At 67.6% G+C, this 14637-nt stretch carries 8 protein-coding genes and 2 pseudogenes; 3 read left to right on the forward strand and 7 right to left on the reverse strand.

From position 1 onward, the window contains the following. Positions 1 to 713: 713 nt before the first annotated feature. Both ACWGE0_RS19695 and ACWGE0_RS19700 read right to left on the reverse strand, forming a co-directional pair. On the reverse strand, positions 714 to 1817 hold the full coding sequence (locus ACWGE0_RS19695) for a glycoside hydrolase family 88/105 protein (protein ID WP_452262486.1): 1104 nt from the start codon (positions 1815 to 1817) through the stop codon (positions 714 to 716). A gap of 102 nt (positions 1818 to 1919) precedes the next feature. Continuing rightward, a pseudogene (locus ACWGE0_RS19700) lies at positions 1920 to 2881 on the reverse strand (LacI family DNA-binding transcriptional regulator). Positions 2882 to 3050: 169 nt separating this feature from the next. On the opposite strand from ACWGE0_RS19700, the gene ACWGE0_RS19705 reads away from it, so the two are divergent. Then, the gene (locus ACWGE0_RS19705; RefSeq protein WP_452262331.1) at positions 3051 to 3710 is read left to right on the forward strand and encodes a S1 family peptidase; all 660 of its coding nucleotides are present in this window, start codon (positions 3051 to 3053) and stop codon (positions 3708 to 3710) included. Here the strand turns inward: ACWGE0_RS19705 and ACWGE0_RS19710 are convergent. Both ACWGE0_RS19710 and gabT read right to left on the reverse strand, forming a co-directional pair. Further along, positions 3707 to 5002: pseudogene (locus ACWGE0_RS19710) on the reverse strand (aldehyde dehydrogenase family protein); the annotation flags it as partial. The gene ACWGE0_RS19705 and the pseudogene ACWGE0_RS19710 sit on opposite strands and share 4 nt — an antisense overlap. Positions 5003 to 5013: 11 nt before the next feature. Beyond that, positions 5014 to 6297, reverse strand: a complete 1284-nt coding sequence (gene gabT / locus ACWGE0_RS19715) for a 4-aminobutyrate--2-oxoglutarate transaminase (protein WP_452262332.1) — start codon at positions 6295 to 6297, stop codon at positions 5014 to 5016. A gap of 81 nt (positions 6298 to 6378) precedes the next feature. Between gabT and ACWGE0_RS19720 the strand changes: the two genes are divergently transcribed. Further along, positions 6379 to 7647, forward strand: coding sequence for a PucR family transcriptional regulator ligand-binding domain-containing protein (locus ACWGE0_RS19720; protein WP_452262333.1), 1269 nt, complete (start codon positions 6379 to 6381; stop codon positions 7645 to 7647). A 123-nt stretch (positions 7648 to 7770) separates the two neighbouring features. Beyond that, positions 7771 to 9840, forward strand: a complete 2070-nt coding sequence (locus ACWGE0_RS19725; protein WP_452262334.1) for a peroxidase family protein — start codon at positions 7771 to 7773, stop codon at positions 9838 to 9840. A 34-nt stretch (positions 9841 to 9874) separates the two neighbouring features. Here the strand turns inward: ACWGE0_RS19725 and ACWGE0_RS19730 are convergent, their stop codons facing one another. The 3 genes from ACWGE0_RS19730 to ACWGE0_RS19740 all read right to left on the reverse strand — a co-directional run bounded on the left by ACWGE0_RS19730 (position 9875) and on the right by ACWGE0_RS19740 (position 14629). Beyond that, positions 9875 to 10681: a dioxygenase family protein gene (locus ACWGE0_RS19730; RefSeq protein ID WP_452262335.1), complete on the reverse strand. Its 807-nt coding sequence runs from the start codon at positions 10679 to 10681 to the stop codon at positions 9875 to 9877. A 178-nt stretch (positions 10682 to 10859) separates the two neighbouring features. After that, positions 10860 to 13235 carry a TIM-barrel domain-containing protein gene (locus ACWGE0_RS19735; protein ID WP_452262336.1) on the reverse strand — a complete coding sequence of 792 codons (2376 nt, stop codon included), beginning with the start codon at positions 13233 to 13235 and terminating at the stop codon, positions 10860 to 10862. Further along, entirely contained in the window at positions 13232 to 14629 is a 1398-nt protein-coding gene (locus tag ACWGE0_RS19740) for a glycoside hydrolase family 28 protein (protein WP_452262337.1), read from the reverse strand. Before ACWGE0_RS19740 ends, ACWGE0_RS19735 begins: the two co-directional genes overlap by 4 nt. Between the last annotated feature and the right edge of the window lie 8 nt (positions 14630 to 14637).

A 14637-nucleotide genomic window follows, 5' to 3' on the forward strand; every position in this document is an offset into this window, starting at 1 on the left:
CGTCACAAGTCGGGCCAGAGCGAGCCACCCACGAGGAGGGATGTCAAACGGACGAAAAGCGTGTCCGTTTGACATCCCTCCTCGTGCGCGGCAAGTGCTGGGCACGACTCGTGACGGGGACCCGCCCGGAGCGCTGTTTCAAGCTGGTGGGTGGACGTTCGCTACGAAGTGGTTCAGGGTGTTGTCTCGTTCTGCGAAGTTGACCACTACGTAGGTGCCGTTCTTGCCTTGCTTTAGGCCTACGCGGTGTTCGAAGGCGTTTGTGTCGTAGAGGTGATCTGCCCATTGCTGGGCTGTATCGGTTGCCATTAGGGCGATTACGGTGAGCGTTGATCGCATGGCTGGATTTGTCCCCCAAATGGGGGGATGGGGCAAGACCTGCGAGCGGTCTGGTGTCTTGAATGGCGCTGTGTAGCCGTGGGGTGGGCCAGGTGTGTGGTGTAGGACATGCGGGTGGGTGTGCTGGGGGTCACCCCCTACGACACCCCTGGGTTACTGGCTACTACCCCGGTTGCGGTGCAAATTCACTCCACAGGATGCCGCTGAGGCTCTACGGTTTGTGATGTCAGCCACCACGGAAGATCGTTCTAGGGAGTGGGTTATGGACGGGTACGAAATTCTTGCCGATGAGGATGGCCACGTTCGCGGGTACGACTAGAGGCTGCTCGGCTGGCCGCGCGAGGGAGTCGTGGGACTCCCTCGCGGCCCGAGTGTTAGTTGGGGTGGGCCATTTGTTCGTTCATGATTAGGAATGCGCCCAGGCCGTGGAAGTCGTTGGTGTTTCGCGGGCGGGCGTAGTAGTAGTCGGCGTTGCCCACGTTGGTGCCCTCGGAGATGTCCTTGATGTTGGTCAGGCCGTCTGGGCCGATTGAGGCTTTGGCGAGGACGCCCTGGTAGCCCTTGGTTGCCGCTGGCTTGTAGGACTGGTCCAGGTAGCCGCGTTCCACGCCGCGCGAGAGCATGAAGGTGTACATCGACGACGCTGAGGTCTCGGTCCAGTTCTTGGGGTTCGAGCACTTGTCGACGATTTGGCACCAGCGGCCCGTTGTGGCGTCCTGGTAGCGGGTGTAGCCGGTGGCCAGGTGTTTGACGATGGTGATGAGGTCCGTCCTACCGGGGTGGCCGGCGGGCAGGATCTCCAGCAGGTCGATGGCGGTCATGCCGAACCAGCCGATGGCGCGGGCCCAGTGTTCGGACGAGTGTTTGCCCGGGTTTTTGGCCCAGGGTTCGGAGCCGTCGGCGTCGTAGGCGTGCCAGAGCAGGCCGTCGTCGGACTTGAGGTGTGCGAAGTAGGCCTTCATGTTGCGTACGGCTTCGTCGTAGCCGTAGGGCTGGTTGTAGGCCTTGGCGTACATGGCGATGAACGGTTGTGCCATGTACACGCCGTCTGCCCAGAGTTGGCCTACTTTGCTGGTGGCGTGGAACATGCCGCCGTCTGATGTGCGTGGGTAGGTGGTGAACTTCGCGCGGACCTTGTCGGCCGCCTTCTTGTACTTGGCCTGGCCCGTTTCCTGGTGCAGGACGATGAACAGGGTGGCGGAGCGCATGGCGTCGAGGTTGGTGAAGCTGTTGTCGACGCTGCCGTCGGACTTGACGAAGCGGTCCACCCAGGCCTTGATGTAGTCCAGGTACTTCTTGTCGCCCGTGCGCTTGTAGACGAGGTACTGGCCGTACAGGTACAGACCGCGCGTGTAGCCCCATCCGCCGAGCTTGTCGGGCGTGAAGCGTTTCATGGTCGAGTCGACTACGGCTTTCGACCAGTCGGCCGGCGGTGCGGCTGCGATGGCGTTCGCCGGGGCGATGAGTGCCAACGACATGGCGGCTGTGCCGAGGAAGCGTGCTGTCCTCAAAACGTGCTCCTCCTACGTGCCCAAGGCGGCGGAGGCGAGGAGAAGCATTCCCGGTTGTTGTACCGGGAGTCAAGCGGACATCGGATGTTTGCACGTGCTTGCGCGGATCACGAGCTTTGTCGGGAGTTCCCGTTGCTCGGTGGGGCCGCCCTCGAGCAGGTTGGCGAGGAGGTCCACGGCTGCGTTGCCGGCTTCCTCGGTCGGCATGTGGACCGTCGTCAGTGCGGGGGAGCACATCGCCGCGTACAGGATGTCGTCGAAACCTGTCACGCTGATCTGCTGCGGCACCTTGAGATCCTGCGACGCGAGGTAGCTCAGGGCGCCCAGCGCCATCAGGTCGTTGTAGGCGATGAACGCCGTCGCGCCGGTCTTCAGTGCCTGCTCGGCGGCTGCGCGGCCGCCGCCGAAGTTCGGTTCGAACGAGCCGAGCAGCTGGGCGCGGCCGCGCAGGCCTGCATTCTGCGGTGGTTCGACCACGCCGCGCCGGGGCCGCCGAGGTAGACGTAGTGCTTGTGGCCCAACGATTCCAGGTGGTCGACCACCTGCTCCATGCCGGAGGCGCTGTCCATCAGCACCGACGAGACGCCCGGCACGATTCGGTTGATCAGCACCAGCGGGGTCGCGGCGGCCAGCTCGATGATGGTCTCGTCGGACAGCAGCGACGCGCACAGCACCACGCCGTCGACCTGCGCGGCCATGGTGCGGACCAGCTCGGCCTCGGTTTCCGGGCACTCCCTGCTGTCGCAGAAGAACACCGAGGCGCCCGCCTCGCCCGCCCGCGTCTGCACGCCGCGCAGAACGGCGGGGAAGAAGGGGTTCTCGAGGTCGGGCACCACGATGCCGAGGTTCCCGGTGCGGCCCGTGATCAGGCTTCGCGCGGCGCGGTTCGGCTGGTAGCCGAGTCCGGCGACGACGTCCAGGACCCGTTGCCGGGTGGTCTCTTTGACGAGGCCCGGCGCGCTCAGCGCGCGCGAGACCGTCGAGACGGAGACCTGAGCTTGGCGAGCGACATCCCTGATGGTGACGGCCACGCGTGCATCATCGCAGTCAAGGTCAATATCAACCCATTCATCGGATGACTGTTGGCGGCGACGGAAAAGTCTTCTCGGCTGGTTGCACGCGAATTTTCGACTGAGTGGTCAGTTGGTGAACCGTGGGAGCCTCGGATTCACGCCGCCGGTGAACCCGAGAGGGGTGACCGTGAAGATCGGAATTCTGGCTCTCGCGCTCGTGCTGACGTCCGCCGGGACTTCGGCTCATGCCGACGTGAAGCCGTACATCGTCGGTGGCGAGCACGTGGCCAGCGCGCCATGGGCGGTGCAGTTGCAGAACGGCGGCTCGTTCGGTTGCACGGGCTCGATCATCGCGCCCACGTGGGCGCTGACCGCCCGGCACTGCAGTGGCGACAGCGTGCGGGTCGGCGACATCAACCTCGGCCGCGGCACGCTGCGCAGGATCGTCCAGGCGATCCCGAATCCGAAGGCCGACATGCAACTGCTGCGGCTCGCGTCTCCGGTGAACACCACGTACGTCAAGCTCGCCGGCAGGGCTCCCGCGGTCGGCCGCACCAACCACATCTACGGCTGGGGCACCATGGAGATGGGCGAGGATCCGGGGCCGGTCTCCGAGTTGCTCAAACGTGCCGCGGTCAAGGTGGTCGGCCTGTCGAGGGACTACTTCGGTGGCGTCGCCGTCGAGACCAGGTGGGAGACCGGGACCGCCGGGTACGGCGACTCCGGCGGTCCTCAGTTCGACGGCGACGTCCAGGTGGGCGTGTGCTCCACCGGTGACTACGAGTTGACCCAGTACGCGAGCGTCGCGCACTACCGCGACTGGATCCGGGGCGTGGCAGGCGTTTAGAGCTCCAGGCCCGTGAGGACCAGCACGCGGGGTTCGGTGAGGTCCTCCATGGCCGCGCGGAGTCCCTCGCGGCCGATGCCGGACTCCTTCACGCCGCCGTACGGCATCTGGTCGGCGCGATAGCTCGGCACGTCGCCGACGATCACGCCGCCGACCTGGAGTCGTTGGGCCGCACGGAAAGCCAGCCGCACGTCGTTCGTGAAAAGGCCGGCTTGGAGGCCGTAGCGCGAGGCGTTGACGCGGTCGAACGCCTCCTCGACGCTGTCGACCCTCGTCAGCGTCACGACCGGGCCGAACACCTCCTCGGCGCTCACCTTCGCGTCCTCCGGCACGTCGGTCAGCACAGTGGGCGCGTAGGTCCGGCCGTCACGGGTGCCGCCGGTCAGGACGGTCGCGGAAGCTTCGCGCACCCAGGCTTCCACGCGGTCGGCGGCGGCGTCGTTGATCAGCGGGCCGACGTCGCCGGCCACGTCGAGTTTGTTGACGTGCTGAACGACGGCTTCGGAGAGAGCGTCGTAGATGTCGGTGTGCACGTAGACGCGTTGCACCGAGATGCACGACTGGCCTGCCTGGTACATCGCGAACGTGGCGATGCGCTGGGCGGCGAACTCGAGGTCCTGCCAGTCCGGGGCGACGATCGCGGCCGCGTTGCCGCCCAGTTCGAGGGTCACGTGCTTGCGCGGCACGCGTTCCTTGATGCCCCAGCCGACCGGGCCGGAGCCGGTGAACGAGACCACCGGCAGGCGCGGGTCCTCGACGAGACGTGCGGTGTCCTCATTGGACAGGTGGAGAACGGACCAGGCGCCGTCCGGGAGGTCGGTTTCGGCGAGGAGCGTGCCGAGCAGGAACGCGACCTTCGGGGTGGCGGGCGCGGGCTTGAGCACGATCGGCGCGCCGACGGCCAGTGCCGGAGCGACCTTGTGCGCCACCAGGTTCAGCGGGAAGTTGAACGGCGCGATGCCCAGCACCGGGCCGCGCGCGACCCGGCGGACCAGGGCGATGCGGCCTTCGGCGGACGGGTCGGTGTCGAGGCGCTGCAGCTCACCGGAGAACCGGCGGGCTTCCTCCGCGGCCCAGCGGAACGTCGAGATCGCGCGGGTCACCTCGATGCGCGCCCATTTCAGCGGCTTGCCCGAGTCGTCGGTGATGGCCTGCGCGAACTCCTCGGCGCGCTCGGCCAGCCCGCGCGACACGTGGTCCAGCGCGGCGGCACGGCGGTGTGCGGGCAGGGAGGCGAGTTCGGGCGCGACGGCAGAGGCGGCGGCGACCGCGCGTTCGACGTCTTCGGGGGTGTTGAACGGAATCATGCGAGCAGAGCTCCTTCGAGCACGTCGAGGCCTTCGGCGAGCAGGTCGTCCGGGATGACCAGCGGGGGCAGCAGACGGATCACGTTGCCGTAAGTGCCGCACGTCAGCACGACGACACCCTGGTCGTGGCACGCCTTCGCCACGCGTGCGGCGACATCGGGCGTGCGTTCGGTGAACTCGATCGCGAGCATCGCGCCACGGCCGCGGATGTCCGCGATGATGTCGGTCTTCTCGGCGACGGCGCGCAGGCGTGCCATGACGGTTTCCTCGATGCGTTGAGCAGCGCCGTTGAGGTCGCGCTCGCGCATCGTGCGGATGGCGCCGAGGGCGGCGGCGCACGCGACGGGGTTGCCGCCGTAGGTGCCGCCGAGGCCGCCGACGTGCACGGCGTCCATGATCTCGGCGCGGCCCGTCACTGCGGCGAGCGGCAGACCGCCCGCGATGCCCTTGGCCGTGGTGATCAGGTCCGGGACGACGTTCTCGTGGTCGGAGGCGAACCACGAACCGGTGCGGCAGAAGCCGGTCTGGATCTCGTCGGCGACGAACAGCACCCCGCGCTCACGGCACCACTCGGCGATCGCGGGCAGGAAACCCGCGGCGGGCGCGATGAACCCGCCCTCGCCCTGGATCGGCTCGATCACGACGGCGGCGGTGTTGTCCCCGCCGACCTGCTTCTCGATGGCGGCGATGGCGTGCGCGGCCGCTTCGGCACCGGTCAGGCCGTCGTGCAGCGGGTAGGACGCCGGCACCCGGTAGACCTCGGGCGCGAACGGCCCGAACCGGTGCTTGTACGGCATGTTCTTGGCGGTCAACGCCATCGTGAGGTTCGTGCGCCCGTGGTAGCCGTGGTCGAACACCACGACGGCCTGCCTGCCGGTGACGTGCCGGGCGATCTTGACCGCGTTCTCCACGGCCTCGGCGCCGGAGTTGAACAGCACCGACTTCTTCTCGTGGTCGCCGGGCGTCAGGGCGTTGAGCTCCTCGCACACCTCGAGGTAGCCCTCGTACGGCGTGATCATGAAGCAGGTGTGGCTGAACCTGTCGATCTGCGCGTGCACCGCCTCGGCCACGGCGGGCGCGGGGTTGCCGACGTTCGTCACTGCGATGCCGGAGCCGAGGTCGATGAGCTGGTTGCCGTCGACGTCGATCAGCAGGCCGTCGTCGGCCGAGTCGATGTAGACGGGCAGCGTGCTGCCGACTCCCGCGGCGACGGCGTCCTTGCGCCTCGCCTGGAGTTCCAGCGATTTCGGGCCGGGGATCGCGGTGCGCAGTCGGATCATGTTGCCAGCATGACCGTGGTCAAGGTGGTGCGCAGTGTCTGAAATGGCGATCTGGTGGCCTGAGGTTGTACAAAGTGGCACATGCCCATCACGCTGGACGAACTCGCGCGGACGTTGCGGCTTCCCGTGCTGGCCGGGGACGTGTCGAAGCCGGTCGAGTGGGTGCACGGCACGGAGCTCGCGGACCCCACGCCGTTCGTGGAGGGCGGCGAGCTGCTGCTCACCACGGGGATCAACGAATGGGGCAGGGCTTACGTCGATCGGCTCGTGCGGGCGGGCGTCGTGGGGTTGGGCTTCGGCACCGGGCTGGGCCACGACGTGGTGCCGCCGGCGCTCGTGGCGGCAGCGGCCAAGGCCGGGCTGGGCCTGGTCGAGGTGCCGCGGGAGGTGCCGTTCATCGCGATCAGCAAGGCGGTGTCGAAGGCGCTCGCCGCGGACGAATACGCCGCGCTGACCAGGACCAGCGACGCCCAGCGCGCACTCACGAGGGCCGCCGTCCGCGCGGGTGTCGGGGGAGTGGTGCGCAGGCTCGGCCAGTGGATCGACGGCTGGGTGATCCTGCTCGACGCCACGGGACACACCGTCCACGCGCACAACCCGCGGCTGGCTCCGGAACTCACGGCCGAGATCACCCGCCTCAACACCGCGGGCGGGTTGGCCAGTGCGGCGTTCGAGCTCGATGGCACCCACGTGTTCCTGCAGGCGCTGGGCAGCCGGGCCAGGGGAGTGCTCGCGGTCGGCACGCCGAAGCCGCTCGACGCCGACCTCAGCATCGTCAACACGGCCGCGTCGTTGCTGGTGCTCGCGTTGGCGCAGAACGACTCCGTTGACGCGGCCCAGCGCGAGCTGAGGGCGGGCCAGTTCCGTCTGCTGCTGGCGGGTCTCCCCGTCGAAGGACTGCCCGAGCGGTTCCGGGTGTTCATCGTGGACGAACCACCCGGTGACGACATGTTCTGGGCTGAGCACGACGGCCTCGTGATCGTGCTGGCGGTTGAGGGCGATGGTTTCACATCGTCCGAAGTGGACGTACGCCAGGTCGCGCGCGGCTACCGTGAAGCCCAGCAGGCCCGTGCGGCCGGTATCCGGAGGTTCGAGGACTTCGCCGCCAGCGGCATCGAGATCCCGGACGGCTTCGCCGAGGCGTTGCTCAGGCCCCTCGACGCCGAAACCAGGGAGACGTTGAGGGTCTGGCTGGCGCACCACGGCGCTTGGGACCCCGCGGCCGCGGAGCTCGGCGTGCACCGGCACACATTGCGCAACCGAGTGCGCAAGGCAGAGCAGGCGTTGACCAGGTCGATGGACTCGCCCGGCCTGCGCGCGGAACTGTGGCTGGCGCTGAACAGGCCTTAAGAGATTCGTGTCCTGTCGGGACCGCTGCCGCCGCGCGTAGCGTGCGTCCCTGGCCGGGCTAGTCCCCCTCGGCCGGAAAATCCGCCGCCACGACGAAAGGGATCCGAAAGAAGGCAATACGACATGGGTACATTGCTGCCCGTCGCCGCCGCCGCTGTGCTGGTGCTGACCGGCTCGGCCGGGGTGTCCGCGAGTCCGCTGGACGCCTTGGCGTGCACCGATCTGAGCTCTCGCACGTTGGACGGCAGCTGCAACAACCTCGCCCATCCGGAGTGGGGCAGGACCAACACCGAGTACCTGCGCATAGCCCCGGCGCGGTATGCGGACGGCGTCGCCCGGCCGTTGGGCGGGCCGAACGAGAGGTACGTCAGCAACCGGTTGTACAACGACACCTCGCAGAACCTGTTCTCCGAACGTGGTGTGTCCCAATGGGGTTTCGTGTGGGGCCAGTTCATGGACCACACCTTCGGCCTGCGGCAGGAGACCGGTGGGGAGAACGCTCCCATCCCGTTCAACCGCAGTGATCCGCTCGAGGAGTTCCGCAACGACATCGGGAACATCGGGTTCCAGCGCACCCCGGCCGCTCCCGGCACGGGGACCGGGAACTCCGTCCGCCAGCAGATCAACACCGTCGACAGCTACATCGACGGGTCCAGCGTCTACGGCTCCGACGCGGCGCGCGTCGAGTGGCTGCGCGAAGGACCGGTCGACGGCAACCTCGCCAACAACGGCGCGCGTCTGTTGCTGGACAACGGGTTCCTGCCGAGGCGGGACTTCAGGGGCAACGCGTCCACGGCGCCGGTGATGGCCGCCGACGGCCGGCTCCGGGCGACCCCCGGCCGGGCGATGGTGGCAGGCGACGTGCGGGCGAACGAGAACGCCGCGCTCACCGCCACGCACTCGTTGTTCGCGTTGGAACACAACAGGATCGTCAACGCCCTGCCCCGCAGCCTGCCCGCTGCCACGGCGTTCGACATCGCGCGCCGGGTGGTCGGCGCGGAGCAGCAGTACATCACCTACACCGAGTTCCTGCCCGCGCTCGGCCTGACTCTGGCGCCGTACCGCGGCTACAACCCGAACGTGAACGCCGCGCTGTCCAACGAGTTCGCGGTCGTCGGATACCGGGCGCACAGCTTCATCCACGGCGAGCTCGAACCCATCGCACCGGAAGGGACGTACACCGAAGCGCAGCTGGAAGCCTTCGAGGCACAGGGCATCGAGGTCGAGCACGAGGACGGCAACGTCGTGCTCGTCGTGCCGCTGAACATCGCGTTCTTCAACCCGGACCTGCTCAGGGGCATCGGCGTCGGACCGGTGCTGAAGGGCATCGGCGCCGAGCCGGAGTACAAGAACGACGCGCAGATCGACAACCAGCTGCGCAGCGTCCTGTTCCAGATCCCGGTACCGGGCAACCCCGGCTGTCTCGACGGTCCGCAGCTGCCGCAGTGCTTCCGCGCCGTGACGGACCTCGCGGCGATCGACATCGCACGCGGCCGTGACCACGGACTGCCGCTCTACAACGACCTGCGGCGCGCGTACGGGCTGGCGCAGAAGACCACCTTCAACGCGATCACCGGTGAGTCCAGCAGCACGTTCCCGAACGACCCGTTGATCAACCCGAACGACCCGGCCAACGACCCCGACGTCCTGGACTTCGTCCGCCTGCGTGACGGCGCCGGCAACGTGGTCCCGCTCGACGTCCCGGCCGCCGCCGACGCGATGGGCGTCACGGGTGTCCGCCGGTCCAGCGACGCCGCCAGGATGCGGGCGATGTACAGCGACGTGAACAGGCTCGACGCGTTCGTCGGCATGTCGGCCGAACCGCACCGCTCCGGCCACGAGCTGGGCGAGCTGCAGGAAGCCATCTGGAAGAAGCAGTTCGAGAACCTGCGCGACGGTGACCGGTTCTTCTACCTCAACGACCCGGCGCTGGCCGACATCCAGGCCCGGTACGGGATCTCCTACCGGCGCACGCTGGGTCAGATCATCGAGCAGAACACCGGCGCGGACGTGGAGGCCAACGTGTTCCTGTCGGACATCCCGATCCTGCCCGCGTGGGCCAACGCCACGGCGTACGCGATCGACGACGTGATCGTCTACCGCGGACAGACGTACGTGTGCCGCCAGGCACACAGGTCCCAGCTGGACTGGACGCCACCGGTCACCCCGGCGCTCTGGCGGCTCGTCAGCTAGCCCGGTCGTCAACTAGCCCGGTCGACTGCGAGGGTCAGTCGACGGCGAAGGTCAGTGCGGCGGTGTAGCCGGACTGGACGTTCCCCGACATGGTCGCCATCTGGTGGTCCACCCCGTCGCGGAACACCATGTCCTGCTTCAGGGAGGTCCGCGACATGTTCTGGACGCTCTGCGTGTACCCGGTCGTGCCGTAGACCTCCTTGCACGTCGTCTCGGGCAACGCGAGCTGGGACGTCGTGACCTTGTTGCCCGCGCTGGTGGCCGCTGCCAGCGTCGGGTAGACCTCGAAGTGGATGTGCGGCCAGCGTCCCGAGTACGCGCCGGGGAAGACGCTGACGAACTTCAGCTTCCCGGAGCTGTCGGCTTCCTGGACGCCGCGCAGGAAGTTCTCGCTCTTCACGCGGTCCGAGTACATCGAGTAGTCGCCGTTGATGTCGCAGTGCCACAGGTAGACGGCGGCGCCCGCGAACGGCTTGCCGTCGGGGTTCTGGACGGTCAGCTCGATGGTCAGCTGCACGCCCTCGGCCGTGCGGGTCGAGGAACCGAAGCTGGAGCGGATGTCCGAACGCACGATGCCGCTCTGGGTGAGCGCGTTCGGGCCGTTGGAGCCGTCGCCGGGGTAGGGGCCGGCGGTCTCCTCGGGGATCGCTGCCAGCGGGCTGCCATCAGCCGTCGTTCCGGCGGACGACGAAGAAGTGCTGCTGGTGGTGGTCGTGGTGGTGGTCGACGGGGCGCAGGCCACGAGCGTGAGGCCTGCGCCGCCGATCAGCGACAACGCCCGCCGGCGCCCGAAGAGCGTGGCGAGGTCGAACTGGAGGCCGCGGTCGTGGTTGTCCGTCATGGGCACCAGATTGCGGCCATTTCCTGTGAAGCGCCTGTGGAAGGCCTGTCTGTGTTGTATGGCCGCTGCTCCGCAGACGGCGGTGAGTTCGTCGAGAAGTCGGTCGTCCGGCCACCGCTTCGGGCCGAATCGCCTCCGGCGGTTGACCCGAAGAGGCGACCGGACGACCGACACGAACTCACAGGGATAGCAGCACGGTGCTGGAGCCATGTCGGGGTAGGAGCTTCAGCACCGTGCCGCCGAACGCGCCGGGCGTTGAGGAGAGTGACGCCCAGCCCGTCGCCTTGCCGCGCAGTTCCTCGACGGTCGACCCCTTGACCGGCTTCCCGTCGATCACCACCCGTTTCACGCCCGCCGGAATCATGAGCTGCGACTCCTTCGGGGCGTCCTTGAGCCTGATCAGCAGGTGCTTGCCGAACGAGTCGGCCTGGAGGTTGCCGAACCTGCCGTCCGCGGTGGGGGAGACGAGCCAGCCCGCACGGTCCTTGCGGTCCAGGTCGTTGACACCCCACGGCTTCGACCAGATGTCCGGCGTGCGGAAGTTGAACGGCATCGCCGACGACGCCCGCAGGTAGAGCGGCGATTCGTCCAAAGTGGTCTCACGCGTGATCGTCCGTCCGCCGGCCACTCGAGCGCCGGAGTACAGGTCGATCCACTCGCCGGGAGGCAGCCACACGTCCACCGGAGTGGGCTTGCCGGCCGCACCATCGGTCTCGGCGCGATCGGCCGTCACCGGCGCCGCTAGGAGGTCGGGCCCGACCATGAACTGCTGGTCAGCCTTCCAGGCGGCCTCCTCGCGCGGATACCGGAACGCCATCGGCTGCGTGATCGGCGTGCCATCACGAGAAGCCCGCACGGCCTGCGCGTACAGGTACGGGAACAGCTCGTAGTGCAGCACGGCGGCTCGCTTGAACCGGTCGAACGTCGCCGCGTCGTACAGCCACGGCGTCGAGTTGCGGCCTGAGCTGCCGACCTGGAACACCGGCGTCACCGCGGACTGCTGCGCCCACCGCACGAACAGCGACTCCGACGGCCCGCCACCGAGGTTGCGGTAGCCGCCGATGTCCGAGCCGTGCACGGGGTGGCCCGAGATCCACGAGTTGATGCCGCGCCGGGTCGTCAGTCGCAGCCCGTCGAAGCTCATGTCCGCGTCGGCCTGCCAGAACCCGTGCAGCAGCGTCGGCATCCCGTCGCCGCCCGCGCGGAACAACGTCGTGTAGTTGTCGCCGTGCACCTTCCGCAGCATCTTCACCACGGATTCCGCGTACAGCAACGGGTACTGGTTGTGGATCAACGTGCCGGGCCCGCCGGCGAACGTCGTCTCCTCGAAGTTGTGCTCCTCGCCGCGGTCGCCCTTGACGAAGTTCACGCCCATCCGGAACACGGCCTCGAGCTTCGCCTCGTAGTGAGCGCGCGCGACCGGGTTCGTGAGGTCGATGTCCCACACGTTGGTGCGGTCGGACTGTGCGAAGGAACCAGCGGGGTAGTCGTGCGGGCATTCCTTGCCGTCAGACATCTTGCTCAGGAACGGAGCTACCCACACACCCAGGTTCACGCCACGTGAGCGCATCCAGTCGATCGTGCCCTGCGCGTCCGGGTACATCGTCTTGTCGAACTTCAACGCGCCGATGCACGCGTACGTCGGCCGTGCGCCTATCGGCCCCTGCTCCCACGGGTTGTCGACCCAGAGCGTGTCCATCGGGACGCCGCGTGCCTGGAACTGCGTGACGTCCTCGACGATCTCGTCGGAGTGGTTGTACTTGTCGCGCCACTTCGTGAGCGCGAACTGCCTCGCGGGCGGCAGGGTCGGCGTGCCGACGCGCTGGAAGTACGCCGTGTTGACCTGAGATGGCGAACCCGCGTAGACCTCGTAGTCGAGCCGCGAAGTCTTGAAGCACAGCTGGATCCGGTCCGGTACACCGTAAGTCACCGGACAGGGAGCGGGTTTGTCCGCGCAGTGGTCGTCGGCGAGAGCACCGGGAAACGCCGTCCGGCCGATGGCACGAGTGTCCGCGTAGACGCCGTAACCCGCGCTGGACATGAAGAACGTCGACGGCGCGCCGTTCTTGTTGCACTTGCCGAACGTCGAGGCGCCGACGAACACCGCCTTGTTCAGCAGCACACGTCGTTGCAGGTCGACGAACATCGTGTGTGCGCCACCGCCGAGGAAGTGCTCCTCCAACGACCCGGTGAGGTTCGCGGACACCTGCGCGACGCCGGTGGCGGGTTCCAGCGTCCAGCCGACCCGCAGGCCACGAGAGGTGCGCGTCACGACCACGGAAGCGCTCCTGGACGCCTCCGTGGTCGCCACGACGTACCGCACGCCGCCCGGAACCCGTTTCTGGGCGACGACGTTCGTCAACGAGTGCTGCGTGCCGTCGGCGAGCCGGTAGAACGTCTCGCGCTGACCGGTCAGCGTCCGTCTGCCGTCCTGGAAGTCCAGCGAGAACGGGCTGTTCACCGCTTTCCACGACAGGCCGGAGCCGGCGAGCGCGACCGGTGAGCCGGCGGAGAGCCCGGCAGTGACGAGGAGGAGCGCCAGCAGGAACCTCATGCCGGCACCACCCCGTTGATCGTCGTGTTGCGGAACACCAGGTTGTCGGTGTTCTCGATCAGGTTCGGCTGGGTGATCCCGGTGAACGTCGAGTTCGAGATCAGCACGTTCTTGATGTGCGACTGGGGGAACCCGCGGAACGTCGCCGCGATCCGGCCGCCGTTGATCCGCATCCGGTCGATCGTCAGGTTGTTGATCTGCGGGAAGAAGCCCTTGGTGCCGCCGTTCTGGTAGAACATCGACACGTAGAGGATCTCGCGCTCCACGTTCTGGCCGAAGACGTTGCGCAGGTGGACGCCGTCGATCACGCCGCCGCGGTCCTGGTTCGTCTTGACGTAGAGCGCGTGCTTGATCGGGTAGCGGCCGGGGAAGTCCGGCGCGTTGATCTCGCAGTCGCGGCAGAACACCTTCCGCACGCCGCCGGACATCTCGCTGCCGACGGTGATCCCGCCCCAGCGGCCGGAGAACTTGCAGCGCTCGACCACGATGTGGGTGGACGGGATGCCGACCCGCCGTCCGTCGGCATCCCGTCCGCACTTGATGACGACACAGTCGTCGTTGGTGTTGAACTTCGAGTCGTGCACGTGGGCGTACGAAGACGAGTCCAGGTCCACGCCGTCGCCCTGGGAGTTCGTCGAGTAGATCTCGATCCGCCGCACGGTGATGTTCCGCGAGAACACGAAGTGCAGCGACCACATCGCCGGGTTCTTGATCAGGACGTCCTCGACGAGGAGGTTCCTGCAGCGGAAGAACTGGATCATGTTCGGCCGCATGTTCCTGCCGGGGCCCATGACGCGTTGCTCGACGGGGACACCGTCCTCGCCCCACTGCCGCAGCAACGCCGTGGAGCCCGCGCCCCAGCTCGCCCACTTGCCGCTGGGCGCATCGCCGTCGATCGTGCCCTTACCGGTGATCGCGATGTTCTTCTGCTCGAACGCGTAGATGAACGGCTGGTAGTTGTAGCAGAGCGTGCCCTCCCAGCGGGTGAGCACGAGCGGCAGGTAGTCCTCCGGGTCGGTGGAGAACTTGATCGTGGCGCCCTCGCGGACGTGCAGCTCCACATTGGACAGAAGTCTGATGCCGCCGGTGAGGAACGTGCCCGCGGGAACGACGACACGTCCCCCACCGGCTCGGTGGCACGCCGTGATCGCGCGGTGGAACGCCTCGGTGTTCTTGGTGAGGCCGTCACCTTTCGCGCCGTACGCGGTGACGTCGTAGTCCTTCCGCCGGAAACGGGGAGGACAGATGCGCATCAGGATCAGCGGCACCTCCCACCACGGGTCTTTGCCGAACCCCGGCAGGGACGGGGAGGCGGCCGCCACGCCTGCCGGGAGCAGGAGACCGGCGGCCGTCAGACCGGACACACGCGCGAAATCACGACGTGACAAGGACACAGGGCTTC

The organism is Lentzea sp. NPDC054927 (assembly GCF_053610285.1).

Excerpts from the sequence above, each read along its gene's own strand:
- ACWGE0_RS19695 (WP_452262486.1), bottom strand. The coding sequence starts at position 1,817 with ATGTCGTTGGCACTCATCGCCCCGGCGAACGCCATCGCAGCCGCACCG.
- gabT (WP_452262332.1), bottom strand. The coding sequence starts at position 6,297 with ATGATCCGACTGCGCACCGCGATCCCCGGCCCGAAATCGCTGGAACTC.
- ACWGE0_RS19720 (WP_452262333.1), top strand. The coding sequence starts at position 6,379 with ATGCCCATCACGCTGGACGAACTCGCGCGGACGTTGCGGCTTCCCGTG.
- ACWGE0_RS19725 (WP_452262334.1), top strand. The coding sequence starts at position 7,771 with ATGGGTACATTGCTGCCCGTCGCCGCCGCCGCTGTGCTGGTGCTGACC.
- ACWGE0_RS19730 (WP_452262335.1), bottom strand. The coding sequence starts at position 10,681 with ATGACGGACAACCACGACCGCGGCCTCCAGTTCGACCTCGCCACGCTC.
- ACWGE0_RS19735 (WP_452262336.1), bottom strand. The coding sequence starts at position 13,235 with ATGAGGTTCCTGCTGGCGCTCCTCCTCGTCACTGCCGGGCTCTCCGCC.